We start from the raw sequence: 24,378 nt of genomic DNA on the forward strand, positions 1-24,378 counted from the left end.
CGTTACGCCCCTGCCTTGGTGACGGCCGGTTCGTCGGTCAGCGTCGCTTGTTCTGGTACGTCGAGTTGGCCGGTCTCGTGGAATTCGAGCTGGCGGCGGCGGTTGGCGATGATGCCTTCCGGGCGGAAGCGCATGAGCAGGATGAGTGCGATGCCGAAGGCGAGCAGCGACTTGTCCTGGAGGAAGACGAGCTTCTCGGGGAGGAGGTAGAGCAGGGCGGCGCCGAGGAGTGGGCCGGCGACGGTGCCCATGCCGCCGAGGACGACGGCGGCGAGGAGGAACGCGGAGTTGGGTGGTGCGGCGCCGGCGAACTGGTAGGGGTTGGGTACGACGCTGTAGGTGACGTGGGCGCTGACGGTGCCGGCGAGGCCGGCGAGGGTGGCGCCGAGGGCGAAGGCGATGAGCTTGACGCGGAAGCCGTTGATGCCCATGGCGGTGGCGGCGGTCTCGTCCTCGCGGATGGCGATCCAGGAGCGGCCGATGCGGGAGTCGGCGGCGCGGGTGTAGACGAGGACGACGATGGCCATGATGAGGACCATCAGCAGGTAGTAGTTGGCGAACCGGCCGAGGGAGAAGCCGCCGAGGTCGTGTGCTTCCCCGAAGTTGAATCCGAAGAAGTTCAGGTCGGGGATGGAGGGGATGCCGTTGGGGCCGTTGGTGATGTCGGGGCCGGAGACGCCGTCCATGTTGTTGACGGCGATGCGGAAGATCTCTCCGAAGCCGAGGGTGACGATGGCGAGGTAGTCGCCGCGCAGTCGCAGGGTGGGGGCGCCGATGAGGACGCCGAAGACGAGGGAGGCGGCGGCGCCGGTGAGGGCGGCGGCCCAGAAGGGGAACTGGACGCCGGAGAACTTGGAGAACTCGGAGCCGGAGACGAGGGCGGCGGTGTAGGCGCCGACGCCGAGGAAGGCGACGTAGCCGAGGTCGAGGAGGCCGGCGAGGCCGACGACGATGTTCAGGCCCAGGGCGACGGTGCCGAAGATGAGGATGTTGACGCCGATGTTGGCGTAGTGGTCGTCGGTCTGGGTGAAGGGGAAGAGGATGGCCGCGACGAAGCCCATGGCGAGGGTGAAGCTGCGGTTGGCGGCGACGAGGCGGGAGAACCGGTCGAGGAGGCCGGCGGTGTGCAGGGCCCACATCGCGAAGACGACGACGATGAGGTAGCCGATGAAGAGTTCGCCGTATTCGGTGTCGATGCCGTAGGTGAAGACGCCGAGGCCGGCGAGGGTGACGGCGGTGATCGTGAGCCGCTGGATCCAGCCCTGCGCGGTCTGCGGGGCGGGGATGTGGTCGGGCTTGGCGATGTAGGCCTTGAGGGTTTCCTTGCCGCCTTCGGTGTTGTGCTCGGGGAGGGCGAGGGCGCCGAGGAGGGGGAGGGCGGAGGCGACGGCGGCGACCCAGCCGCCGGGCTCCAGGTTGGCGAGGCCGCCGAGTTCGGCGCTGATCGAGATGATCGTGTACCAGGTGGCGCCGAAGGCGGCGAGGGCGGTGAGGAAGAGGGGGGCGTTGTTGCGGGCGGGCAGGAGCCAGCCGAGTCCTCGGACGCCGTAGGAGGCGAGGGTGAACAGGGTGACGAGGATGCCTGCGGTGAAGGTGAGCCATTGCAGGCCGCCGGGGTAGCCGTTGACGGTGAGGTCACCGGGGAATTCGGCGGTCCAGGTCCAGGCGAGGAAGGTGGAGGCGGCGGTGGCGATGCCGCCGGCGAGGAGCAGGGCGCGGGCCGCGGCGGCGGGCAGGGGGAGGAGGCCGCGTGCGGCGGGCGCCGTGGGGGCGTCCGCGGGCGGGGTGGCCGGGGTCTTGGTCGTCTCGGTCATGTGATCACGCCCTGTCCGCGACGCGCTCGCCGAGCAGGCCCTGTGGCCTGAACAGCAGTACGAGGATGAGGAGGCAGAAGGCCCAGACGTTGGCCCAGCTCTGGCCGCCGAGTTGGTTCATGCCGGGGATCTCGTCGATGTAGGCGGAGGCGAGGGTTTCGGCGATGCCGAGGACGAGGCCGCCGAGCATGGCGCCGTAGATGTTGCCGATGCCGCCGAGGACGGCCGCGGTGAAGGCCTTGAGGCCCATCAGGAAGCCCATGCGGTAGTCGATGTTGCCGTACTTGAGGCCGTAGGAGACGGCGGCGACGGCGGCGAAGAATCCGCCGATGGCGAAGGCGATGACGATGATGCGGTTGGTGTCGATGCCCATGAGCTGTGCGGTGTCGGGGTCCTGCGCGGTGGCCTGCATGGCGCGGCCGGTGCGGCTTTTACGGACGAACCAGGCCAGGGCGGACATGCACACGATGGCGGCGAGGATGAGGAAGATGTCCGCGTCCTTGATGGTGACCGAGCCGAGGTCGTGGGTGGTGTCGAGGCTCGGGAAGGAGCGGGCCTTGTCGGCGCCGGGGTAGAAGTTGCGGACGACTTCCTGGAGGGCCAGGGAGAGGCCGATGGCCGTGATGAGGGGGGCCAGTCGTGGCGCCTGCCGCAGCGGCCGGTAGGCGAATCGTTCCGCTCCCACCGCTACGAGGACGGCGACGATCCCGCCGCCGACGAGCATCAGGGGCACCGCCGCCCACATCGTGGTGCCGTCGGGGAGGATGTAGAAGTAGACCGTGAGCGCGCCGAAGGCGCCGGTCATGAAGATCTCGCCGTGTGCGAAGTTGATGAGCTGGACGATGCCGTACACCATCGTGTAGCCGATGGCGATCAGCCCGTACATCGAGCCTAGGAGCAGCCCGTTGGCCAGCTGCTGCGGCAGGGTGTTCACCGCGTGGCCTCCATGTCACTGGTGGTCGTGTGCACTGTCGTGTGCGGGGTCTGGGTGTGGAAAGGGCCGCGCGGTCGGGGTCCTCCTTCCGCGCGGCCCGTGCTGCGTGTTGCTGGCGGCTGGCGATCAGCCGTTGAAGGTGCCGGTCTTCACAGCCTTCCACTTGCCGTTTTCGACCTGGTAGACCGTCAGCTGCTTGTTCGTGGTGTCACCGAACTCGTCGAAGGCGACCTTGCCGGTGATGCCCTCGAAGTCGGACTTCTGGACGGCGTCGACGACCTTGCCGCGCAGGTCGGTCTTGATGTCGCTGGGGAGCTTGCCGCCGTTGGCGTCCACGGCGGCCTTCACGGCCTTGATGATGGCGGTGGCGGCGTCGTAGGCGTAGGCGCCGTAGGCCGCGTAGTCGCCCTTGTAGCCCTTGGACTTGTAGGTCTCGATGAACTGCTTGGCGGCGGGCAGGGTGTCCGCGGGGACGCCGACGGAGGTGGCGAGGTCGCCCTCGGAGGCCTTGCCGGCGGTGTCGATGTAGGTGGAGGCGAACATGCCGTCGCCGCCGAACAGCGGGATCTTGACGCCGGCGTCCTTGAGCTGCTTGGTGATCAGCGCGGACTCGTCGTACTGGCCGCCGTAGTAGAGGATGTCGGCGCCGGAGTTCTTGATCTTGGTGACCAGGGAGCCGAAGTCCTTGTCGCCGGTGTTGACGTGGTCGGTGCCGGCCACCTTGCCGCCGAGCTTCTTGAAGGACGCGTTGAAGATCTTGGCCAGGCCGGCGCCGTAGGTCTGCTTGTCGTCGACGACGAAGGCCTTCTTCTTCTTGAGGCCGTGGTAGGCGTAGTCGGCGGCGAAGCCACCCTGCAGGGCGTCGGTGGTGGCGGTGCGGAAGTACGACTTGTACGGCCGCTTCTTGCTGGTCTGCCAGTCCTTGCCCTGGGTCAGCTCGGGGTTGGTGTTCGAGGGGGAGATCTCGACCATGTTGGCCGAGTTGAACACCTGCTGCATCGACTGGGCGACGCCCGAGTTCAGCGGGCCGACGGCGCCGACGGTGGTGGCGTCGCCGACGAGGGCGGTGGCGTTGGACTGGCCGGTGGCGGGCTGCGCCTTGTCGTCCAGGGCCTTGACCTTGAATTTCACGCCGGGAACCCAGTTGTTCTTGTTGGCGTCGTCCACCGCGATCTGAACGCCGTACTGGATGCCGAGGCCGGTGGTGGAGTTCTCACCGGACAGGGGCGCGTCGACGCCGATCGTCAGCGTGGTGCCGGACCCACTGTCGCCGCTCTTGCCGTTGTCGCGGGAGCCGCAGGCGGTGAGAGTCAGAGCTCCGGTGGTGAGAACGGAGGTAAGAATCACCAGAGAACGCTGTCGCACAATCAGTCCTTTCAGCAGGCAACGTCGGCCCCTGTGGGGGGACGGCAGGTGCTGCGCTGGTACCGAACTCCCGATGGAGCGGTGACTGGCCGTGACTCTAAGCCCGGTATGCGGACAGTGGCAGCGCCGCGAGCTTCCTTGTGACTTTCTTGTTATGACGTGCCCCGGGATGCGCCGGATCGTAGGAGGCTCTCGGCCGTTTTGACGGAATTTCCCCTCGGTCCACATTTTGAGAATCCGCACTTCCGGTTGGGCGCGGGCGGGGAGGGGCCGATGGCTGGTCGCGGGCGGCGTGAAGCGGCCGGGGAGGGGCGGCGGGGTGGGTGCCGTCGGAGGGGAGGCCGGAGGGCCGTATTGCGCCCGTGTTACGCAGCGTTACGTCCAGAAAGGGAAGGTCCGCATTCGGGGGCAGTCCCGAACGGTCGGATACGGACATCTCCACGGTGATCTTGCGGGTTGTCCCCGCTTTGACGGGAAGTCGGGCCGGGGGATGTCCAGTCCGTGAGACGCGTGAATCCGGCGATCGTGACGTTCCGGGGGGCTTCCGGGCCGTCGTCGACGGTGACCGTGAAGTGGAAAAGGCCGTGCGCCGTTGGGGAGTTGGCGGGTGGGCGGCCCCGGTTCCGCTCCTGGCGCAACCCTATGGGAAGACGCTGAAGCAGGGGCGAATCGGGCCAAATGGCGCAAAGGGGGGTGGAGAAGAGGCGGGTGGGGCGGGCCGCCGCGGTGCCGCGGACCGCCACGCCCGCCCCGTCCCCGGAGGGGGTGCGCGGCGTGGGTGCGGCTCAGTCGGCGGTGCGCACGTGGGCCTCGTCGCCAGGCCGCACGTCACGCAGCAGGCAGGTCAGCCGCGCCGTGCACACCCGGCGGCCCTCCTCGTCGCTGATCACGACCTCGTACGTCGCCGTGGAGCGGCCCTGGTGCACGGGAGTGGCGACGCCGGTGACCAGGCCCGAGCGCGCCCCGCGGTGGTGGGTGCAGTTCAGGTCGACGCCGACGGCGATCTTCGAGGTGCCGCCGTGCAGCATCGACCCCACCGATCCCAGGGTCTCGGCGAGCACGGCGGAGGCGCCCCCGTGCAGCAGCCCGTACGGCTGGGTGTTGCCCTCCACCGGCATAGTCCCGACCACGCGCTGCGCCGACGCCTCCAGGATCTGCACACCCATCCGCGTGCCCAGATGCCCCGCCGAGAACAGAGCCTGCAGGTCGACGCCGAGTGCGGCGTACTCGTCGACGACCTCCTGCGGGAACTTCACGTGCTGCTGCTCGCCCATGGACAGGCTCCGTTCGTCGTGATCGGCCACTCGTCACTGAGCAAACGCTCAGTCGGCCGCCGATTGTTCCAGACGCACCACCACGGACTTGCTGGCCGGGGTGTTGCTGGTGTCCGCGGTGGCGTCCAGCGGCACCAGCACGTTGGTCTCCGGGTAGTACGCTGCCGCGCACCCCCGCGCCGTCGGGTAGTGCACGACCCGGAAGCCGGCCGCCCGCCGCTCCACGCCGTCCTTCCACTCGCTGACGAGGTCCACGTACGACCCGTCGGCGACGCCGAGCACGCCGGCGTCCTCGGGATTCACGAGCACCACCCGGCGGCCGCCCCGGATGCCCCGGTAGCGGTCGTCGAGACCGTAGATCGTGGTGTTGTACTGGTCGTGCGAACGCAGCGTCTGCAACAGCAGCCGCCCCTCGGGCAGTTCGGGGTGCTCGACCGGCGCGGCGGTGAAGTTGGCCTTGCCGGTGGCGGTCGGGAAGCGGCGCTCGTCGCGCGGGGCGTGCGGCAGGGCGAATCCGCCGGGCCGTGCCACGCGCGCGTTGAAGTCCTCGAAGCCGGGGACCACCCGGGCGATCCGGTCGCGGATCGTGGCGTAGTCCTTCTCGAACTCCTCCCACGGCACCGCGCTGCCCTCGCCGAGCACCCGGCGCGCCAGCCGGCACACGATGGCCGGCTCGGACAGCAGGTGCCCGCTCGCCGGCTCCAGACGGCCCCGGGAGGCGTGCACCATGCCCATGGAGTCCTCGACGGTGACGAACTGCTCGCCGCCGCCCTGCAGATCCCGCTCGGTGCGGCCGAGCGTGGGCAGGATCAGGGCACGCGCGCCCGTGACCACGTGCGAGCGGTTGAGCTTGGTCGACACGTGCACGGTCAGCCGGGCCCGGCGCATGGCCGCCTCGGTGACCTCGGTGTCGGGCGATGCGGAGACGAAGTTGCCGCCCATGGCGAAGAAGACCTTCGCCTCTCCGTCGCGCAGCGCGCGGATCGCCCGTACGACGTCGTAGCCGTGCTCGCGCGGCGGGGCGAAGCCGAACTCCCGCTCCAGGGCGTCCAGGAAGGCCGGGGCGGGACGCTCGAAGATGCCCATCGTGCGGTCGCCCTGCACGTTGGAGTGGCCGCGCACCGGGCACACGCCCGCGCCGGGGCGGCCGATGTTGCCGCGCAGCAGCAGGAAGTTGACGACTTCGCGGATGGTGGGCACGGAGTGCTTGTGCTGGGTGAGGCCCATCGCCCAGCACACGATGGTGCGCTCGGAGGCGAGCACCATCCGCAGGGCCTGCTCGATCTCCGCGCGCGTGAGACCGGTCGCGGCGAGCGTCGCGTCCGAGTCGGCGGCGCGGGCGGCCTCGGCGAACTCCTCGTACCCGTGGGTGTGTTCGCGGACGAACTCCTCGTCGACCGCGCCCCGCGTCTCCAGGATCAGCTTGTTGAGCAGGCGGAAGAGGGCCTGGTCGCCGCCGATGCGGATCTGCAGGAACAGGTCGGTGAGCGCGGCGCCGGCGGTCAGGCCCTTGGGCGTCTGCGGGTTCTTGAACCGCTCCAGGCCCGCCTCGGGCAGCGGGTTGACGCTGATGATCCTCGCGCCGCCCGCCTTCGCCTTCTCCAGGGCGGAGAGCATGCGTGGATGGTTCGTCCCCGGGTTCTGCCCGGCGACGATGATCAGGTCGGCCTGGTGGAGGTCCTCCAGCAGGACGCTGCCCTTGCCGACGCCGATCGTCTCGGACAGGGCCGAGCCGGAGGACTCGTGGCACATGTTCGAGCAGTCGGGCAGGTTGTTGGTGCCGAACTCCCGCGCGAACAACTGGTACAGGAACGCGGCCTCGTTGCTGGTGCGGCCGGAGGTGTAGAAGACGGCCTCGTCGGGGGAGCCGAGGGCGGCGATCTCCTCGGCGACGATGTCGAAGGCGCGCTCCCAGGTGACCGGTTCGTAGCGGTCCCCGCCCTCCGGCAGGTACATGGGGTGCGTCAACCGCCCCTGCTGGCCCAGCCAGTAGCCGCTGCGGGTGGCGAGGTCGGCGACGGTGTGCGCGGCGAAGAACTCGGGGGCGACCCGGCGCAGCGTGGCCTCCTCGGCCACCGCCTTGGCGCCGTTCTCGCAGAACTCCGCCGTGTGCCGGTGCTCCGGCTCCGGCCAGGCGCAGCCCGGGCAGTCGAAACCGTCCTTCTGGTTGACCCGCAGCAGGGTGAGCGCGGTGCGCTTCACCCCCATCTGCTGCTGCGCGATGCGCAACGTGTGCCCGATCGCGGGCAGTCCCGCCGCCGCGTGCTGCGGTGCGGCGACCTGCGGCGCGTCCTGAACCGGATCGGCCTTGGGCGGCCTCGTTGCCATCGCGCGCTCTCCTTCGCCGGTACGTGTGAAGTACGTCTCCGCATACTCCCATGTGGTACTGACACCTATCCCGGCCGGGCCGGGGGCACCGGCGTCGGGACTTGCGGCGTCGGGACCTTGCCCGCGCCGCCGGTGTCCGTGTCCGCGCCGTCGGCATCCGCGCCGCCGGTGTCCGTGTCCGCGCCGTCGGCATCCGCGCCGCCGGCGCCCGTGGTCGCGCCGTCGACGTCGAGTCCGCGTTGCGGTTGCCGTCGCCCTGCCCGCGTCGCCGTCGCCCTGCCCGTACCGTCGGCGCCCGGCGCCCGGGTCCGCGCCGGGGTCGCCCGCGCCGCTCAGTCCGGGCGCCCGCCCCCGTCCGGGCGCCCGGGCCGGGCTGGTCGCCCGGCCCGGTGCGTGGGGTCGGCTGTCAGTGGGGCGTGGCAGGATCGGGGGCGTGGCAGAAACAGCATCGAAGACGACCGACAAGACCTCCGGCGCCCGCCCCCGGCTGATGCTCATGGACGGGCACTCGCTGGCCTACCGCGCGTTCTTCGCGCTGCCCGCGGAGAACTTCACGACCGCGACGGGTCAGCCGACGAACGCGATCTACGGCTTCGCGTCGATGCTGGCCAACACCCTCCGTGACGAGGCGCCCACGCACTTCGCGGTCGCGTTCGACGTCTCGCGCAAGACCTGGCGCTCCGAGCAGTTCACCGAGTACAAGGCGAACCGCTCCAAGGCCCCGGACGAGTTCAAGGGCCAGGTCGAGCTGATCGGCGAGCTGCTCGACGCGATGCAGGCCCCGCGCTTCGCCGTCGAGGGGTTCGAGGCGGACGACGTCATCGCCACCCTCGCCACCCAGGCCGAGGCCGAGGGCTTCGAGGTGCTGATCGTCACCGGCGACCGCGACTCCTTCCAGCTGGTCTCCGAGCACACCACGGTGCTTTATCCCACCAAGGGCGTCTCCGAGCTGACCCGGTTCACCCCGGAGAAGGTCGTGGAGAAGTACGGGTTGACCCCGGCCCAGTACCCGGACTTCGCGGCGCTGCGCGGCGACCCCTCCGACAACCTCCCGGGCATCCCCGGCGTCGGCGAGAAGACCGCCGCGAAGTGGATCAACCAGTTCGGCTCCTTCGCGGAACTGGTCGAGCGGGTCGAGGAGGTCAAGGGCAAGGCCGGGCAGAACCTGCGCGACCACCTGGAGGCGGTCAAGCTGAACCGCCTGCTCACCGAGCTGGAGCGGCACGTCGAGCTGCCGAAGACGGTCACGGACCTCGCGCGCGTCCCGTACGACCGCAAGGCCGTCGCGATGGTCCTGGACACCCTGGAGATCCGCAACCCCTCGCTGCGCGAGCGGCTCTTCGCCGTCGACCCGGGCGCCGAGGAGGCCGAGGCCACCCCGATCGCGGCGGAGGGCGTGGAGCTGGACGGCGCGGTGCTCGGCACCGGCGAGGTGGCCCCCTGGCTCGCCGAGCACGGCACGCAGGCCCTCGGCGTCGCCACCGTCGACGCCTGGGCGCTGGGCACGGGCTCGGTCGCCGAGATCGCCCTCGCCGCGTCCGGCGGCGCCGCCGCCTGGTTCGACCCGTCCCAGCTGGACGAGGCCGACGAGACCGCGCTCGCGTCCTGGCTGGCCGACGCGGGCCGCCCCAAGGTCTTCCACAACGCCAAGGGCGCCATGCGGGTCTTCGCCGAGCACGGCTGGCGCGTCGAGGGCGTCACCATGGACACCGCGCTCGCCGCCTACCTGGTCAAGCCGGGCCGCCGCTCCTTCGACCTGGACGCGCTGTCCCTGGAGTACCTGCACCGGGAGCTCGCACCCGCCGCCGCGGCCGACGGACAGCTCGCCTTCGGCGCGGACGACGGCGCCGAGGCCGAGGCGCTGATGATCCAGGCCCGCACGATCCTCGACCTGGGCCAGGCCTTCGAGGACCGTCTGCGGGAGGTCGGCGCCGCGGACCTGCTGCGCGACGTGGAGCTGCCCACCTCCGCCCTGCTCGCCCGCATGGAGCGGCACGGCATCGCCGCGGACCGGGCCCACCTGGAGGCCATGGAGCAGATGTTCGCGGGCGCGGTGCAGCAGGCCGTGAAGGAGGCGCACGCGGCGGCCGGGCACGAGTTCAACCTGGGCTCGCCCAAGCAGCTCCAGGAGGTCCTCTTCGGCGAGCTGGCCCTGCCGAAGACGAAGAAGACGAAGACGGGCTACACCACCGACGCCGACGCCCTGGCCTGGCTCGCCGGCCAGACGGACAACGAGCTGCCGGTGATCATGCTCCGCCACCGCGAGCAGGCGAAGCTGCGCGTCACCGTCGAGGGCCTGATCAAGACGGTCGCGGCGGACGGCCGGATCCACACCACGTTCAACCAGACCGTCGCCGCCACCGGCCGCCTGTCGTCCACGGACCCGAACCTGCAGAACATCCCGGTCCGCACCGACGAGGGCCGGGCGATCCGCCGCGGCTTCGTCGTCGGCGAGGGTTTCGAGTCGCTGATGACGGCGGACTACAGCCAGATCGAACTGCGCGTGATGGCCCACCTCTCCGAGGACGCGGGCCTCATCGAGGCGTTCACCTCCGGCGAGGACCTGCACACGACGGCGGCCTCCCAGGTGTTCGGGGTGGAGCACTCGGCGGTGGACGCGGAGATGCGCCGCAAGATCAAGGCGATGTCGTACGGCCTGGCGTACGGGCTGTCGGCCTTCGGCCTCTCCCAGCAGCTGAACATCGAGGCGGCCGAGGCCCGTGCCCTCATCGACGCCTACTTCGAGCGCTTCGGCGGGGTCCGGGACTATCTGCGCCGGGTGGTCGACGAGGCGCGGGCGACCGGCTACACGGCGACGCTGCTCGGCCGCCGCCGCTATCTGCCGGACCTGAACAGCGACAACCGCCAGCGCCGCGAGGCGGCCGAACGCATGGCCCTGAACGCGCCGATCCAGGGCACGGCGGCGGACATCGTCAAGATCGCCATGCTGAACGTGGACCGGGCGCTGCGCGAGGCCGGCCTCACCTCGCGGATGCTGCTCCAGGTCCACGACGAAATCGTCCTGGAGATCGCCCCCGGGGAGCGGGCGGCCGCGGAGGAGCTCGTCCGCCGCGAGATGTCCGGCGCGGTCCGGCTGAGAGCACCCCTGGACGTCTCCGTGGGCGTGGGCCCGGACTGGGAGTCCGCGGCGCACTAGCCCTGCCGCCCCGAACCCGGCGGAAGAGGCCCCGCGGCACCAGGTGCCCCGGGCGCCTCCCTCCGGTTCGGTGTGCTGTGCGGGGCCTCTGCGCCGGGCTCGGCGCGGCGCCCTCCGCCCGGCTGCCCGGGGCGCCTCGGCGTGTCTCGGCGTCCTGCTCAGGCCACCTCACCCGGATCCGGCGTGCTGCCAGGGGCTTCTCCGTCCGGTTCGGTGTGCTGTGCGGGGCCTCTGCGCCGGGCTCGGTGGGCTGCCCGGGGCACCTCCGCTTGTCTCGGCGTCCTGCCCAGGACGCCCAGCTCGGATTCGGCGTCCTGCCCGGGGCGGCCCCGTCCGGCTCGGCGCGCTGCCCGTGACCCTTCCATCGGCCGGCGCGCGAGCCCCGTTCCCGGCTCGCTCTTCAGGCCCTGGCCGGCTCTCCCCGCCCCGTCGCCGGCGCGTGCAGGGCGGCCGTCGTGACCCGGCCCAACGCCTCGGGCCGCCCCGGACCGCCCCTTCGCCGGGCCCGGCGCGGGCCCGGATACCCGGTGACGCCCAGGCTGCGGGCCCGGTGACGCCCAGGCAGCGAGCCCGGTGATGCCCCCGCCGCCGCGGGCCCCGTCACTCACGTGGCCCCCGCAGAAACGCACCCGCCACCCCCGCCCGACAGGATGCGGGCATGGGTATACGCATGCTCAACCACCGGTCGGCGGTGTCCCGGGCAGACGGCGGTGCGGACCCCGCCGTACCGCCTGAGCCGGTCCCCGCCTTCGCGGCCGACGCAAGCACCGCCCGCATCCCCACCGACCTCGCGGCGACCCTGCGCCGCGCAGCGACCGCCCTCCGCCACCGGCTCACCCCCCGCGAGCCCGGCCCCGGCGGCACACCCCCTTGGCGGCTGTGGGCCGACGTGGCCCGCGGCTACCTCGCGCTCGTCCTCGCCCGGCTGCCCCGGAGGCCCCGGCTGCCCCCGAGGCGCGTCCTGACCGTCTTCGTCGTGCCCGCGACCACCGTCAGCGACGGGCCGGACGGCCCACCCGCGCGTCGACCCCGCCGGAACTGCCAGGACCCGCGGCCGGGCCGCCGCGACCCCCGGGGGCCCGAGCCGGACGCCACGCCCTGACGCCCACGGCGTACAGCAGCAGTCCCGGCACCAGTCCGGCGCCCGCCCCGAAGCACAGCGTCGGCACCAGCTCCCACGGCTTCGCCGCCGTCCCGCCGAGGACCCACTGCCCCGCGGCCCGCTGCACCGCCCCGGCCACCGCGCACCCGCCGATCACGGCACCGGCCCACCAGCGGTCCCGGGCCGACAGCCGCGCCACCCCCACCGGCTCACCCGCCGGTGCCCGCCGCAGCGCGTGCACCAGGAACCCGGCGATCCCGGCCGCGGCCACCATCGAGCCGCCGTACTGCAGGTACCAGTACAGGGGCGCGCCCGCCAGGCGGCTGCCCAGCACCGGGAACACCCGCATCCCCCACCGGTCGAGGTGCGTGAACGCGTCCCACACCACGTGCGTCGACGCACCCAGCGCGGCGGAGGCGTACCACCGCGGCACCGTCGACGGCCGCGGGCGCGCGCGGGGCGTCCCGCACCGAGTCAGCGCCGCCACCGGCCCCTGCCGGTGCCGCGGCAGCAGTGCCACCAGCGGCTCGCGCACCACCAGCCACAGCCCCACCAGCGCCCAGGCGATGAGCACATCGACGGTGAAGGCCCCGGGGAGGGAGTGCGTGACGGTGCCGAATTCCATCGCGCCCGGCCGCACGCTCGCCGCGTAGTAGGTCATGTCGGGCGCGAAGGAACCCGCCACGAGCACCGCGGGCACCAGCCTCCCCCGCCCGGTCCCGTCGCCGCGCACCGCCGGCAGTACGGCCGCCGCATGGCTCAGTGTGAACGGCAACGTGCCCCTCCCAAAGGACGTCGACCGGGTCCGGAAGGCCCGGGTGATCACCGAAGTCCAGTATGCGGGAGGCGTGTCCGCGACGCTTCGGGCAACAGCACGTGGCCAACCGGTGAAAACCGGGCGCGAACGGGTCCCGGCGCAAAGGAAGTTGTCGTAGGGTCACCTGGGTCACTCTGTCCGCCGCCGCGGTCGAACGGGCGAACAGGTCACTCGACGGCGCGGACAGAACACCCGAAGAGCTCCACCAGGGCAACCACTAGCACGAGTCAACCGTCACAACAGGGCGTACAGGCAGACACGGACGGACGCTCGGGCGTCCACGGGAGGAGTTCACTCCATGGCGGCGCATTTCGGCAGGAGGCTGCGCAAGGGAGCGGCGACCACCGCCGTGGCCGCGGCAGCGGTCGCGGCCCTGTCCGCATCCCAGGCCCCGGACGTCACGGCCGACGACCACGGCAGACAGCCCACCGCCGGCGCCGTCCCCTCTCCCGACGTGAGCGCCGACGGCAGTGCGACCGGCAACTCGCCCTACTACACGGACCTGCCGCCGCTCAAGAGCCCCAGCCCGGCGCCCACCATCGGCACCCCGGCCTCCCGGGGCCCGGCCGAGTCCGGCATCCCCGCAACCGTGCTCGACGCCTACAAGAAGGCCGCGGACGAGCTGCGCGGCTCCAAGCCGGGCTGCAACCTGCCCTGGGAACTCCTCGCCGCCATCGGCAAGGTCGAGTCGGGCCAGGCCCGCGGCGGCCGCGTCGACGCCTCCGGCACCACCCTCTCGCCGATCCTCGGCCCGGTCCTCGACGGCAAGGGTTTCGCGCACATCCGCGACACCGACCACGGCGCCTACGACGGCGACAGCACCTACGACCGCGCGGTCGGCCCCATGCAGTTCATACCCTCCACCTGGGCCTGGGCGGGCCGCGACGGCAACGGCGACGGCAAGAGCGACCCCAACAACGTCTACGACGCCGCCCTCGCCGCCGGCCACTACCTGTGCCGCAACGCCTGGGACCTGTCCGTCGACGCCGACGTCAAGCGCGCCATCCTCAGCTACAACCAGTCGCAGGACTATCTGCACACCGTCCTGACCTGGCTGGACTACTACCGCAAGGGCGCCCACTCCGTCCCGGACGGCACGGGCACCCTGCCCTCGGGCCGCAGCGACGACACGCACGGCGCCGGCCCCGATTCGTCGACGCCGAAGCCGTCCACGCCCAAGGGAAGCCACAAGCCCGGCAAGTCCGGCAAGCCCGGCAAGGGCAGGCCCGGCGAGCCGGGCGCTCCCGGCACGCCCCCGCCCTCCACGCCGGCACCGCCGTCCTCGCCCGCCCCGCCCTCGCCGACCCCGTCACCCACGCCCACCGAGACGGTGGACCACCTGGCGGACGCGGGCACGGCGAAGCTCACCGCGATGGCCGGGGACGCGTTCGCCCAGAAGATCGGCACACGCGCCGAGACCAAGGACGGCAAGGGCGTCGGCAAGGTCCGGATCCGCTTCACGATCAGCGGCGACACCGACACCGTCTTCACCGGCGGCGAGAAGGTCGCCACGGTCGTGACCGACGGCGCGGGCGTCGCCACCGCGCCCACGCTCCAGGCCGGCGAGACGACGGGCGGCTTCACCGTCCGCGCCCTCGTCGTGGGCCGGACCGTCCACGGCGTCGACTACGCGGCCACCGTCACCCCGCGCGCCGCCGACACCCTCACCCGCACCGACGACAACCCGCTGACCTGCACCCCGGGCGGAGAGTTCGCCGGGCAGGTTCAGGTGAAGGCCTCCTACAAGGGTGCCGTCGCGGACAAGGTCGCGGCGACCGCCACCCTGATCAAGTCGGCCGACGACCCGGCCGAGAACGACAAGGGCCCCTACTTCAAGGGCGCCGACGGCAACCCCGTCCGCGCCCTGAAGGACCTCCAGACCGACGGCAACGGCCTGCTGACGCTGCCGAAGCTGTACGCGGACGACACCACCGGCACCTTCCTGCTCCGCATCGAGACCACCGGCGGCGCCACGCTGACGGTGGAGCTGAAGGTCGCGGCGGCGGACTCCTCGGCCGACCCGTCGCCCAGCCCTTCCACCAGCCCGTCCGCCGGCCCCTCCGCCTAGGATCCGGCCCAGGACCTGACGACCGGACAGGTTCCGGACACGCGGCACCGCACGAGGGCGCCCCTCCGCCACCACGGCGGAGGGGCGCCCTCGCGCGTGCGTGAGGCACGACGTGTCCTCATCTCGCCCACACGACGCCACGCTGCCGGACCTGACGATGCATCAGCTCGGACTCGTCCGCTCGTCCGCTCGTCCGCTCGTCCGCTCGTCGGGCGCGCGGCCGGCGAACCGGAACCGGAGCCGGGCCGACAGGGCGCCGGAGCCGGTCAGCGCCTGAGCCGGGCGTTGGTGTGCCGGGTGGGCTCCGCGCCCGCCGGGTCCTCGGGCCAGGGGTGCTTCGGATACCGTCCGCGCAGCTCGGCCCGCACCGACCGGTAGCCGTCCCGCCAGAACGAGGCGAGGTCGGCGGTGACCGCGGCGGGCCGTCCGGCGGGGGAGAGCAGATGCACCAGCACCGGCACCCCCGCGACGGCCGGCGACTTCTCCAGCCCGAACATCTCCTGCAGCTTCACCGCGAGCACGGGCTGCTCGGGGTCCGCGTAGTCGACCCGGATCCTGGACCCACTGGGTACGGTGATCCGCTCCGGCGCGAGCTCGTCCAGCCGGGCGGCCTCGCCGGACGCCCAGGGCAGCAACCGGGCCAGCGCCTGGCCGGCGTCGATCCGCGCCAGGTCCGCCCGCCGCCGGGCTCGGCCCAGTTCGGGCTCCAGCCACTCCGCCACGCGCGCGTGCAGCGCGTCGTCGCCCACGTCGGGCCAGGGCTCCCCGAGCTGCCGGCACACGAACGCCAGCCGCTGCCGCAGCGTGTCCGCCTCCGGCGACCACCGCAGCAGCCGCCACCCCTCCCGCCGAAGCCCTTCGAGCAGCGCCTCGCGCACGAGAGCGGGGGCCGGGTCGCCCAGAGGGCGCGCCTCCAGCTCGACCGCGCCCAGCCGTGTCACCCGGCGTGCGACGACGTCACCGTCGCCCCAGTGGACCTCGTCCCGCTCCTCCAGCAACGCCCCGGCCGCACGCCGCGCGACCTCCTCGTCGACAGCGGCGGCGAGCCGCACGCGGGCGTGCGCCCGGCCCACCGGACGGTCGGCCACCGCCACCGCGACCCAGGGCACGCCCCGCAGCGCGGAACCCTCGGCGATCTCGGCCCGCGTCCCGGACACCATCAGATACGACCCCCCGTCGAGCCGGGCGACCCGCTCGGGAAACGCGAACGCGGCGACAAGCCCGGCGACGTACTCGTCCGCACCGGGCCGCCCCCCGCTCAAAGCCCCGCCCCCGCCCATTCCCGCGACGCCACCGCCGACGCCGAACCGCCCACCGGCCGCTCCCGCACCCCCCGCCCCGGCCCGCCGCCCGGCAGCGACCTCCGGCCCGGACTCGCCGCGCCGGTCCGCCCCCTGCCGTCCCGTGCCGCTGTGCCGGTCCGCCCCCTGCCGTCCTGTGCCGCTGTGCCGGTCCGCCCCCTGCCGTCCTGTGCCGCCGTGCCGGTCCGTCACCTCCGGTCCCGTGGTGCCGTTCCGGTCCGTCACCCCCCGTCCGGAGTCGTCACGCCCGTCCGTCACCCCGGGTCCGGACTCGCCGTGCCGGTCCGCCCCCTGCCGTCCTGTGCCGCCGTGCCGGTCCGTCACCTCCGGCCCCGTCGTGCCGTCCCGGTCCGTCACCTCCCGTCCGGAGTCGTCACGCCCGTCCGTCACCTCCGGTCCGGACTCGCCGCGACGGTCCACACTCTGCCGTCGCGTGTCGCCGCGCCGGTCCGTCTCCTCCGGTCCGTACTCGCCGCGCCGGTCCGCCCCCTGCCGGCCGGAGCCGGCCGGGTCGGCCTCCGACTCGTCCCGCGCGGGCGGTCGGGAGACGTCCGTCAGGACGGCACGCAGGCGCCGCACCTCCGCGCGCCAGCGCGCCGCGTAGGCGTCCCCGGCGCCGCCGCGCCGCGCACCGCGCACCGCGGACGCGAGATCGTCGCCGTACTCCCGGGGCGCCTCCTCGCCGAGCAGCGCGACCACCTCGGCGGCCCGCTCGGCTCCGACCAGCGGCGCCGCGTCGAGCAGCGCCCGCCCCAGCCGCGGATGCACCCCGAGCCGCGCCAGCCGCACTCCCCGCTCCGTGGCCCTCCCGGCCGGGTCCACGGCCGCCACCGCCGTCAGCACCGACTGCGCCGCCGCCATCGCCCCGCCCGGGGGCGCGTCCAGCAGGGCGAGCCCGGACGCGTCCGGATCGCCCCAGCAGGCAGCCTGCAGGGCGAACGCCGTCAGGTCGGCCACCTTGATCTCCGGCGCCGGGAACCGCGGCAGCCGCATGTCCTCGGCCTCCGCCCAGCACCGGTACACCGTGCCCGGCGCCTCACGCCCGGCACGCCCCGCCCGCTGCCGCCCGGCCGCCTGCGAGGCCCGTACGGTCGTCAGCGCGCTCAGCCCCCGCGCATGGTCCACCCGGGGCTCCCGGGCCAGCCCCGAGTCCACCACCACCCGCACCCCGGGCACCGTCAGCGACGACTCGGCAACCGACGTCGCGAGGACGACCCGCCGCCGCTGCCCAGCAGCAAGCACCGCGTCCTGCACGGCCGCGGGCGCCCGGCCGTGCACCTGGAGCACCTCCACCCCGCCGAGATCCCCCAGCTGCCCGGCGACCCGCGCGATCTCGCCCACGCCCGGCAGGAAGCAGAGCACGTCCCCCGTCCGTTCGGCGAGCGCCCGCCGCACCACCGACGCCACATGCGCGAGCAGCGCGGGGTCCACGCGCATCCCGTGCGGCGGCCGTACGGGACGCGCCGGCGGCGTCCACACCACCTCCACCGGATACGCGGCACCCGCGGCCTCGACCACCGGCGCCCCGCCCAGCAGCCGCGCCCAGCCCTGCGCGTCGGTCGTCGCCGACGCGGCCACCAGCCGCAGCTCCGGGCGCAGCGTCTCCCGCACGTCCCACAAGAAGGCCGCCACCGTGTCGGCGTCCAGATGCCGCTCGTGGCACTCGTCGAGCACGACGACGTCGACGCCGGCCAGCTCCGGATCCCGCTGCAGCCGTTGCAGCAGCACCCCGGTGGTGACGACCTCCACGCGCGCATGGCGTCCGACGACGCGCTCGCCGCGCACGGTGTGGCCGACGCTCCCGCCGGGCTTCTCGCCCAGCAGCCACGCCATCCGGCGTGCCGCCGCCCGCGCCGCGATCCGCCGCGGCTCGGCCACGACCACCCGCCGCGCGGGCCCCTCGCCCAGCAGCCCGGCCAGCGCGAGCGGCACCAGCGTCGTCTTGCCGGTGCCGGGCGGCGCGACGAGCACCGCGGTGCCGTGACCGTCGAGGGCGTCGTTCAGGGCGGGCAGGGCGCCTCGCACGGGCAGCGCGTCCAGGGCGTCGTAACGGATCACGTCCCCAGTGTCGTACGCCGGGCGAGCAGGGCGGCCCGCGCGTGCCCCGCGCCCGGCGGGCGGGGCCGTACGCGCGCGTGCCGCCCGTTCAGTCCCGCTCGCACACGAAGACGGCCGTCCCCGGGATCAGGCTGCCGCGCAGCGGGGACCAGCCGCCCCACTCCGAGGTGTTCCAGGCCGGCCACTCCGGCTCGACCAGGTCCACCAGGCGGAAGCCCGAGGACACGACGTCCCGGACCCGGTCGCCGAGGGTGCGGTGGTGCTCCACGTACACCGCGCGCCCGTCCTCGTCCTGCTCGACGTAGGGCGTGCGGTCGAAGTAGGAGCCGGACACGGAAAGGCCCTCCGGGCCGGCCTCGTCCGGGAAGGCCCACCGGATCGGATGGGTGACGGAGAAGACCAGACGGCCGCCCGGCCGCAGCACCCGGCGCACCTCGCGCAGTACCAGCCGCGGGTCGGCGACGAAGGGCAGCGCGCCGTACGCCGAGCACGCGAGGTCGAAGGAGGCGTCCGCGAACGGCAGCGCGGCCGCGTCGGCGCACACCAGAGGGAAGGAGCCGCCGATGCGCAGCGCGTGCTGGAGCTGGCGGTGGGAGATGTCCAGGGCGACCGGGCGCGCTCCCTGCGCGGCCAGCCAGCGGGAGCACTGGGCCGCGCCGGCGCCGATCTCCAGGATCTCCTTGTTCTTCAGCTCCTCGGGCGGGCCGAGGAGCTCGGCCTCCACCTCGTCCAGGCCCTCGGGGCCCCACACGAAACGGTCGTCGCCCAGGAAGGTGCCGTGGTCGGTCTGGTACTCGTCCGCGTTCCGGTCCCACCAGCCCCGGTTGGCCCGGGCGCTCTCCGCCACATCGGCCTCGCGGCGGGTGGCCTCCGGTTCGAACGGTTCGGGCTCTTGGATGATCGGCTCCCTCGTCGTACTCTTCCGTCCAACCCGTCCGGGGGTGTCGCGACACGGTCGTCGTGGGACACGCGTGGCCTCGGGGGACAGGTTTTGTGCCGGGTATGCGGCGATCCGCCCCGGGTGTGCGCCTTCGCGCATTGACCCTGCCCGGCTGCCCCCGTATGCTACAAGTTGCGCTGCGGGCCTGCGCACCTCAGACGTAGCAGGCTGCGCTCGCATCTGTTGTATGTCCCCTCGGTTGTCGAGGCGCCACCGTGTTTCTACGTGGCGCTTCCTAGGCTGTCCGGCTTCTGCAGAGCGAAACGGGCTCCCGGCGTAAGCAGTACCTACGACTCAATGTCCGTACCGGAGCCCTTTCCCACATGACGAGCAGCACCGAGACCACCGCCACCACCCCGCAGGTTGCGGTCAACGACATCGGTAACGAGGAAGCCTTCCTCGCCGCGATCGACGAGACGATCAAGTACTTCAACGACGGCGACATCGTCGACGGCGTCATCGTGAAGGTCGACCGGGACGAGGTCCTGCTCGACATCGGTTACAAGACCGAAGGTGTCATCCCGAGCCGCGAGCTCTCGATCAAGCACGACGTCGACCCCAACGAGGTCGTCGCCGTCGGTGACGAGATCGAAGCCCTTGTTCTCCAGAAGGAGGACAAGGAAGGCCGCCTGATCCTCTCGAAGAAGCGCGCCCAGTACGAGCGTGCCTGGGGCACCATCGAGAAGATCAAGGAAGAGGACGGCATCGTCACCGGTACCGTCATCGAGGTCGTCAAGGGTGGTCTCATCCTCGACATCGGCCTCCGCGGCTTCCTCCCCGCGTCTCTCGTCGAGATGCGCCGCGTCCGCGACCTCCAGCCCTACGTGGGCAAGGAGCTCGAGGCGAAGATCATCGAGCTGGACAAGAACCGCAACAACGTGGTCCTGTCCCGCCGTGCCTGGCTGGAGCAGACCCAGTCCGAGGTCCGCCAGACGTTCCTCACGACCCTCCAGAAGGGTCAGGTCCGTTCCGGTGTGGTCTCCTCGATCGTCAACTTCGGTGCCTTCGTGGACCTGGGTGGCGTCGACGGTCTGGTCCACGTCTCCGAGCTGTCCTGGAAGCACATCGACCACCCGTCCGAGGTCGTCGAGGTCGGCCAGGAGGTCACCGTCGAGGTCCTCGACGTCGACATGGACCGCGAGCGTGTCTCCCTGTCGCTGAAGGCGACCCAGGAAGACCCGTGGCAGCAGTTCGCCCGCACCCACCAGATCGGCCAGGTCGTGCCCGGCAAGGTCACGAAGCTGGTTCCGTTCGGTGCGTTCGTCCGCGTGGACGAGGGCATCGAGGGTCTGGTCCACATCTCCGAGCTGGCCGAGCGCCACGTGGAGATCCCGGAGCAGGTCGTCCAGGTCAACGACGAGATCTTCGTCAAGGTCATCGACATCGACCTCGAGCGCCGCCGCATCAGCCTCTCGCTGAAGCAGGCCAACGAGGCCTTCGGTGCCGACCCGGCCTCGGTCGAGTTCGACCCGACCCTGTACGGCATGGCCGCGTCCTACGACGACCAGGGCAACTACATCTACCCCGAGGGCTTCGACCCCGAGACCAACGACTGGCTCGAGGGCTACGAGACCCAGCGCGAGGCGTGGGAGCACCAGTACGCCGAGGCGCAGCACCGCTTCGAGCAGCACCAGCAGCAGGTCATCAAGTCCCGCGAGGCGGACGCCCAGGCCGCTGCCGAGGGTGGCGAGGCCGCCGCTCCGGCCGCGTCCGGCGGTTCGTACTCGTCCGAGGGCGGCGACAACTCCGGCGCCCTGGCGTCGGACGAGGCGCTGGCTGCCCTGCGCGAGAAGCTCGCCGGCGGCCAGAGCTGACGCTCGCCCAGGCGGTAACTGAATAACCGATTGCGGCCCGCATTCCCGACACGGGGGTGCGGGCCGCAGCCGTTGCCGGAGTCGTGCGACAAGAAGCCGCGAAAGGGAGCCTGTTGGGAATGCGGGCGCCCCGCACCACGTTGTTCCGGAGGAACACGAGGAGGAGCGGTCACAGTGCTTGATCCGCAGGGTTTGTACGCATGGGAACCGAAGGGCCTGGCCGTCGTCGACACGGCGCTCGCGCAGGAGTCGGCCGGACTCGTCATGCTCTACCACTTCGACGGATACATCGACGCGGGGGAGACCGGCGACCAGATCGTCGAACGCCTGCTTGACTCGATGCCCCACCAGCTCGTGGCCCGTTTCGACCACGACCGGCTCGTGGACTACCGAGCCCGCCGCCCGCTGCTGACCTTCCAGCGCGACCGCTGGACCGGCTACGAGGACCCCGCCATCGAGGTGCGCCTCGTCCAGGACGCGACGGGCGCGCCCTTCCTGCTGCTCTCCGGGCCCGAGCCGGACGTGGAGTGGGAACGCTTCGCGGCCGCCGTGCGCCAGATCGTGGAGCGGCTCGGCGTGCGCCTGTCGGTGAACTTCCACGGCATCCCGATGGGCGTACCGCACACGCGCCCGGTGGGCCTCACACCGCACGGCAACCGCAGCGACCTCGTCCCGGGCCACCGCAGCCCCTTCGAGGAGGCCCAGGTGCCCGGCAGCGCCGAGGCGCTGGTCGAGTACCGACTGATGGAGGCCGGACACGACGTCCTCGGCGTCGCCGCGCACGTCCCGCACTACATCGCCCGGTCGCCGTACCCGGACGCGGCGCTCACCGTCCTGGAAGCCATCACCTCCGCCACCGGGCTGGTACTCCCGGGCATCGCCCACGCCCTGCGCACCGAGGCCCACCGCACGCAGACGGAGATCGAGCGTCAGGTCCGGGAGGGCGACGAGGAGCTCACCGCCCTCGTCCAGGGCCTGGAGCACCAGTACGACGCGGCCGCGGGCGCGGAGACCCGGGGGAACATGCTCGCCGAACCCGCCGACATCCCCTCGGCGGAAGAGATCGGCCGCGAGTTCGAGCGCTTCCTGGCGGAGCGGGAGGGCGACGCCTGATCCGATACGCTGCCGGATGACCGCCCCGCCCGTCCCCGCCGTCGCGGGGGCCGTCCGGCGGGCCTGACCGGCGGTATCGGAGACGGCAAGTCGTCCCCGCCGCTGCGGGGGTTGTGAGGTGGAGGCGCGGTCATGTTGTCCGTGGGCCTGACCGGCGGCATCGGCGCCGGCAAGAGCGAGGTGTCCCGGCTGCTCGTGGAGTGCGGGGCCGTCCTGATCGACGCCGACCGCATCGCACGCGAGGTCGTCGCCCCGGGCACGCCCGGCCTCGCGGCGATCGTCCGGGCGTTCGGCCCCCAGGTGCTCGCCGGGGACGGCAGCCTGGACCGCCCCAAGCTGGGCTCCGTCGTCTTCGCCGACCCGGAGAGGCTGGCCGTCCTGAACGCGATCGTGCACCCCCTGGTGGGCGCCCGCTCCCGCGAACTGGAGACGGCGGCCGCCGAGGACGCCGTGGTGGTCCACGACGTCCCGCTCCTCGCGGAGAACGGCCTCGCGCCCCTGTACGACCTCGTGATCGTCGTCGACGCCGCTCCCGAGACCCAGCTCGACCGGCTCGTCCGGCTGCGCGGCATGACCGAGGAGGACGCACGCGCGCGCATGGCCGCCCAGGCGACGCGCGAGAAGCGCCTGGAGGTCGCGGACATCGTCATCGACAACGACGTACCGCTGGAGCGGCTCCACCGCCGGGTGCGGGAGGTGTGGGCCGAACTCGAGCGCCGGGCCCGCGCGCCGCGCGGCGCACCCCGGGAATAGCGTGGCCGCCGCGGGGCGTTGAAGGCCTCCCGCGAGGGAAGGAATTTTCTGTGCCCGAGATCAGCGGTTCCAGCGGACCTTCACCGGAGACGCATGTCATCGACTTCCGTGCGGCCGAGCAACTGCTTGCCGCCCGGGACCCGCGGGGCGCGGTGAAGCTGCTCGACGGGGTCATCGCCGCCCACCCGGAGAACACGGCCGCTCGCCTGCTGCGTGCCCGTGCCTTCTTCGCGGCCGCCCAGCTGCGTCCGGCGGAGCTGGAGTTCACGGTCGTACTGGAGCGCGAGCCGGACAACGCGTTCGCCCACTTCGCGCTCGCCCGCACCTACGAGCGGCAGGGCCGCCCCGACCAGGCCAAGCGCCACTTCCGGCTGGCGGCCGCCCTGGACCCGAAGCCGCAGTATCTGCAGCGCGCCCAGTTCGACTCCTGAGTGGATCCACTCCTGAGCGGATGGATCCACTCCTGAGCGGATCGGCGGCCGAGCGGATCGGTGCCCGAGCGGATCGGTGTCCGAGGGCCGGTCGCCGTCGCCTTCCGCGTCCATTCCCTGCCGAGCGCGGGTGTCAGGGCGGCCAGTACGGCGGGACGTCGCGGCCCGGCTGGTAGTGCGGGCCCTGCCGGATGTGCCGCACGATCACCGCCAGGTCGACTCCGACCACCAGCAGCAGCACTCCGCAGGCGGCCGCCCAGCCGGGCCTCCCGACCAGCGCGAACACGGTCGTACCGAAGGCCGCCCAGACCAGCCCCCACACACTCAGCCAGAACCGCGCCCGCAGGGCGCTGCGCGCGGTCCTCGGCTCACTGCCCGTACGCATCGCCGACCACCACTCCTGTCTGCAACGTACTCCCCGGCGAGGCGTTCACCAACGGGGGAGCGCGCTGTGCCCGCCCGAGGGCGATGAGGACGTGTCCGCCCGGGGGGATGAGTTCGGCGGCGAGGGCCGGTCTACCTCTGCGACAGCACAACGAACCGCGTCCCTCAGGAGACCCCCATGCCCAGGAACACCGCTTCCCGTCGGCCGGCCGCTGCTGCGTCCGCCTCCGCGACGGCCACCGCCCCGGACGGCGCCGCCCGGACCACGAGCGCCCGAGACCGCGTCGGCACCGCCTCCGGGGGCCGCCGTCTCGCCCGTGCCGCCCTGCGCGCGGTGCAGGTGCTGCTCGCACTCTTCTACGCGGGCGCGAGCGCGCTGCCCAAGCTGATCGCCCATCCGTCGGCCGTCGAGTCCTTCGACAGGATCGGCTGGGGCAGCACCGGAATGTACGTCATCGGGACCCTGGAACTGGCCGGGGCCGTCGCGCTGCTGATCCCGGTGCTGCAGTCGGTCGCCGCGATGGCGCTGAACGCGCTGATGGTGGGCGCGTTCGTCGTCCAGCTCACCGTCTTCGACGGGCAGTACGCGGCGACACCGCTCCTCCTCATCGTGCCGCTCGCCCTGATCGCCTGGGCACGGCGGAGCCACAACGCCGAGCTGCTGCGGCTGCTCCCACGCCGCGGGTGACGGTAGGGCCGCCGGCAGCGGGACCACCGGGCCGCGA

General features: G+C 72.5%; 16 protein-coding genes. 7 read left to right on the forward strand and 9 right to left on the reverse strand.

Features of this window, described 5'->3' with window-relative positions; genetic code table 11:
• Positions 1-2: 2 nt before the first annotated feature.
• From ACIQ9G_RS04495 to ACIQ9G_RS04515, 5 genes are all read right to left on the reverse strand, one after another.
• A complete protein-coding gene (locus ACIQ9G_RS04495) occupies positions 3-1,814 on the reverse strand; it encodes a branched-chain amino acid ABC transporter permease (RefSeq protein WP_403606139.1) in 1,812 nt (603 codons plus the stop codon).
• 4 nt (positions 1,815-1,818) lie between these two features.
• Positions 1,819-2,748 carry a branched-chain amino acid ABC transporter permease gene (locus ACIQ9G_RS04500; RefSeq protein ID WP_403606142.1) on the reverse strand — a complete coding sequence of 310 codons (930 nt, stop codon included), beginning with the start codon at positions 2,746-2,748 and terminating at the stop codon, positions 1,819-1,821.
• A 126-nt stretch (positions 2,749-2,874) separates the two neighbouring features.
• Entirely contained in the window at positions 2,875-4,098 is a 1,224-nt protein-coding gene (locus ACIQ9G_RS04505; protein ID WP_403606776.1) for a branched-chain amino acid ABC transporter substrate-binding protein, read from the reverse strand.
• A gap of 800 nt (positions 4,099-4,898) precedes the next feature.
• On the reverse strand, positions 4,899-5,387 hold the full coding sequence (locus tag ACIQ9G_RS04510; protein WP_403606145.1) for a PaaI family thioesterase: 489 nt from the start codon (positions 5,385-5,387) through the stop codon (positions 4,899-4,901).
• Positions 5,388-5,435: 48 nt separating this feature from the next.
• The gene (locus tag ACIQ9G_RS04515; protein ID WP_403606148.1) at positions 5,436-7,715 is read right to left on the reverse strand and encodes an FdhF/YdeP family oxidoreductase; all 2,280 of its coding nucleotides are present in this window, start codon (positions 7,713-7,715) and stop codon (positions 5,436-5,438) included.
• 433 nt (positions 7,716-8,148) lie between these two features.
• On the opposite strand from ACIQ9G_RS04515, the gene polA reads away from it, so the two are divergent.
• Positions 8,149-10,872, forward strand: coding sequence for a DNA polymerase I (polA, locus tag ACIQ9G_RS04520; protein WP_403606152.1), 2,724 nt, complete (start codon positions 8,149-8,151; stop codon positions 10,870-10,872).
• Between the two features lie 992 nt (positions 10,873-11,864).
• On the opposite strand, the gene ACIQ9G_RS04525 is transcribed toward polA, so the two are convergent.
• Positions 11,865-12,749, reverse strand: a complete 885-nt coding sequence (locus tag ACIQ9G_RS04525) for a DUF4184 family protein (RefSeq protein WP_403606155.1) — start codon at positions 12,747-12,749, stop codon at positions 11,865-11,867.
• 340 nt (positions 12,750-13,089) lie between these two features.
• Between ACIQ9G_RS04525 and ACIQ9G_RS04530 the strand changes: the two genes are divergently transcribed.
• The gene (locus ACIQ9G_RS04530; RefSeq protein WP_403606157.1) at positions 13,090-14,859 is read left to right on the forward strand and encodes a lytic transglycosylase domain-containing protein; all 1,770 of its coding nucleotides are present in this window, start codon (positions 13,090-13,092) and stop codon (positions 14,857-14,859) included.
• Between the two features lie 266 nt (positions 14,860-15,125).
• Here the strand turns inward: ACIQ9G_RS04530 and ACIQ9G_RS04535 are convergent, their stop codons facing one another.
• Together ACIQ9G_RS04535 and ACIQ9G_RS04540 are read right to left on the reverse strand one after the other, a co-directional pair.
• The gene (locus tag ACIQ9G_RS04535; protein WP_403606160.1) at positions 15,126-18,218 is read right to left on the reverse strand and encodes an ATP-dependent helicase C-terminal domain-containing protein; all 3,093 of its coding nucleotides are present in this window, start codon (positions 18,216-18,218) and stop codon (positions 15,126-15,128) included.
• Positions 18,219-18,306: 88 nt separating this feature from the next.
• On the reverse strand, positions 18,307-19,257 hold the full coding sequence (locus ACIQ9G_RS04540) for a class I SAM-dependent methyltransferase (protein WP_403606163.1): 951 nt from the start codon (positions 19,255-19,257) through the stop codon (positions 18,307-18,309).
• A 224-nt stretch (positions 19,258-19,481) separates the two neighbouring features.
• Between ACIQ9G_RS04540 and rpsA the strand changes: the two genes are divergently transcribed.
• From rpsA to ACIQ9G_RS04560, 4 genes are all read left to right on the forward strand, one after another.
• Entirely contained in the window at positions 19,482-20,972 is a 1,491-nt protein-coding gene (rpsA, locus tag ACIQ9G_RS04545; protein ID WP_392194660.1) for a 30S ribosomal protein S1, read from the forward strand.
• 174 nt (positions 20,973-21,146) lie between these two features.
• Complete coding sequence (locus tag ACIQ9G_RS04550) at positions 21,147-22,085, forward strand: PAC2 family protein (protein ID WP_356191483.1); 939 nt, start codon at positions 21,147-21,149, stop codon at positions 22,083-22,085.
• 132 nt (positions 22,086-22,217) lie between these two features.
• Entirely contained in the window at positions 22,218-22,838 is a 621-nt protein-coding gene (coaE, locus tag ACIQ9G_RS04555) for a dephospho-CoA kinase (protein ID WP_403606168.1), read from the forward strand.
• Between the two features lie 50 nt (positions 22,839-22,888).
• Positions 22,889-23,269, forward strand: a complete 381-nt coding sequence (locus ACIQ9G_RS04560) for a tetratricopeptide repeat protein (RefSeq protein ID WP_356191489.1) — start codon at positions 22,889-22,891, stop codon at positions 23,267-23,269.
• 133 nt (positions 23,270-23,402) lie between these two features.
• Here ACIQ9G_RS04560 and ACIQ9G_RS04565 read toward each other — a convergent pair whose 3' ends face one another.
• Entirely contained in the window at positions 23,403-23,654 is a 252-nt protein-coding gene (locus tag ACIQ9G_RS04565) for a DUF6343 family protein (protein ID WP_356191491.1), read from the reverse strand.
• A gap of 177 nt (positions 23,655-23,831) precedes the next feature.
• Between ACIQ9G_RS04565 and ACIQ9G_RS04570 the strand changes: the two genes are divergently transcribed.
• Entirely contained in the window at positions 23,832-24,341 is a 510-nt protein-coding gene (locus ACIQ9G_RS04570) for a DoxX family protein (protein ID WP_403606173.1), read from the forward strand.
• Positions 24,342-24,378 lie beyond the last annotated feature (37 nt).

The sequence above is a fragment of the Streptomyces sp. NPDC096152 genome, from assembly GCF_044763235.1.
GTDB lineage: Bacteria > Actinomycetota > Actinomycetes > Streptomycetales > Streptomycetaceae > Streptomyces.

Bases quoted from the DNA above. Each gene is read 5' to 3' on its own strand.
- ACIQ9G_RS04495 (WP_403606139.1), bottom strand. From the start codon at position 1,814: ATGACCGAGACGACCAAGACCCCGGCCACCCCGCCCGCGGACGCCCCC.
- ACIQ9G_RS04510 (WP_403606145.1), bottom strand. From the start codon at position 5,387: ATGGGCGAGCAGCAGCACGTGAAGTTCCCGCAGGAGGTCGTCGACGAG.
- ACIQ9G_RS04515 (WP_403606148.1), bottom strand. From the start codon at position 7,715: ATGGCAACGAGGCCGCCCAAGGCCGATCCGGTTCAGGACGCGCCGCAG.
- ACIQ9G_RS04530 (WP_403606157.1), top strand. From the start codon at position 13,090: ATGGCGGCGCATTTCGGCAGGAGGCTGCGCAAGGGAGCGGCGACCACC.
- ACIQ9G_RS04540 (WP_403606163.1), bottom strand. From the start codon at position 19,257: ATGCGCGAAGGCGCACACCCGGGGCGGATCGCCGCATACCCGGCACAA.
- rpsA (WP_392194660.1), top strand. From the start codon at position 19,482: ATGACGAGCAGCACCGAGACCACCGCCACCACCCCGCAGGTTGCGGTC.
- coaE (WP_403606168.1), top strand. From the start codon at position 22,218: ATGTTGTCCGTGGGCCTGACCGGCGGCATCGGCGCCGGCAAGAGCGAG.
- ACIQ9G_RS04565 (WP_356191491.1), bottom strand. From the start codon at position 23,654: ATGCGTACGGGCAGTGAGCCGAGGACCGCGCGCAGCGCCCTGCGGGCG.
- ACIQ9G_RS04570 (WP_403606173.1), top strand. From the start codon at position 23,832: ATGCCCAGGAACACCGCTTCCCGTCGGCCGGCCGCTGCTGCGTCCGCC.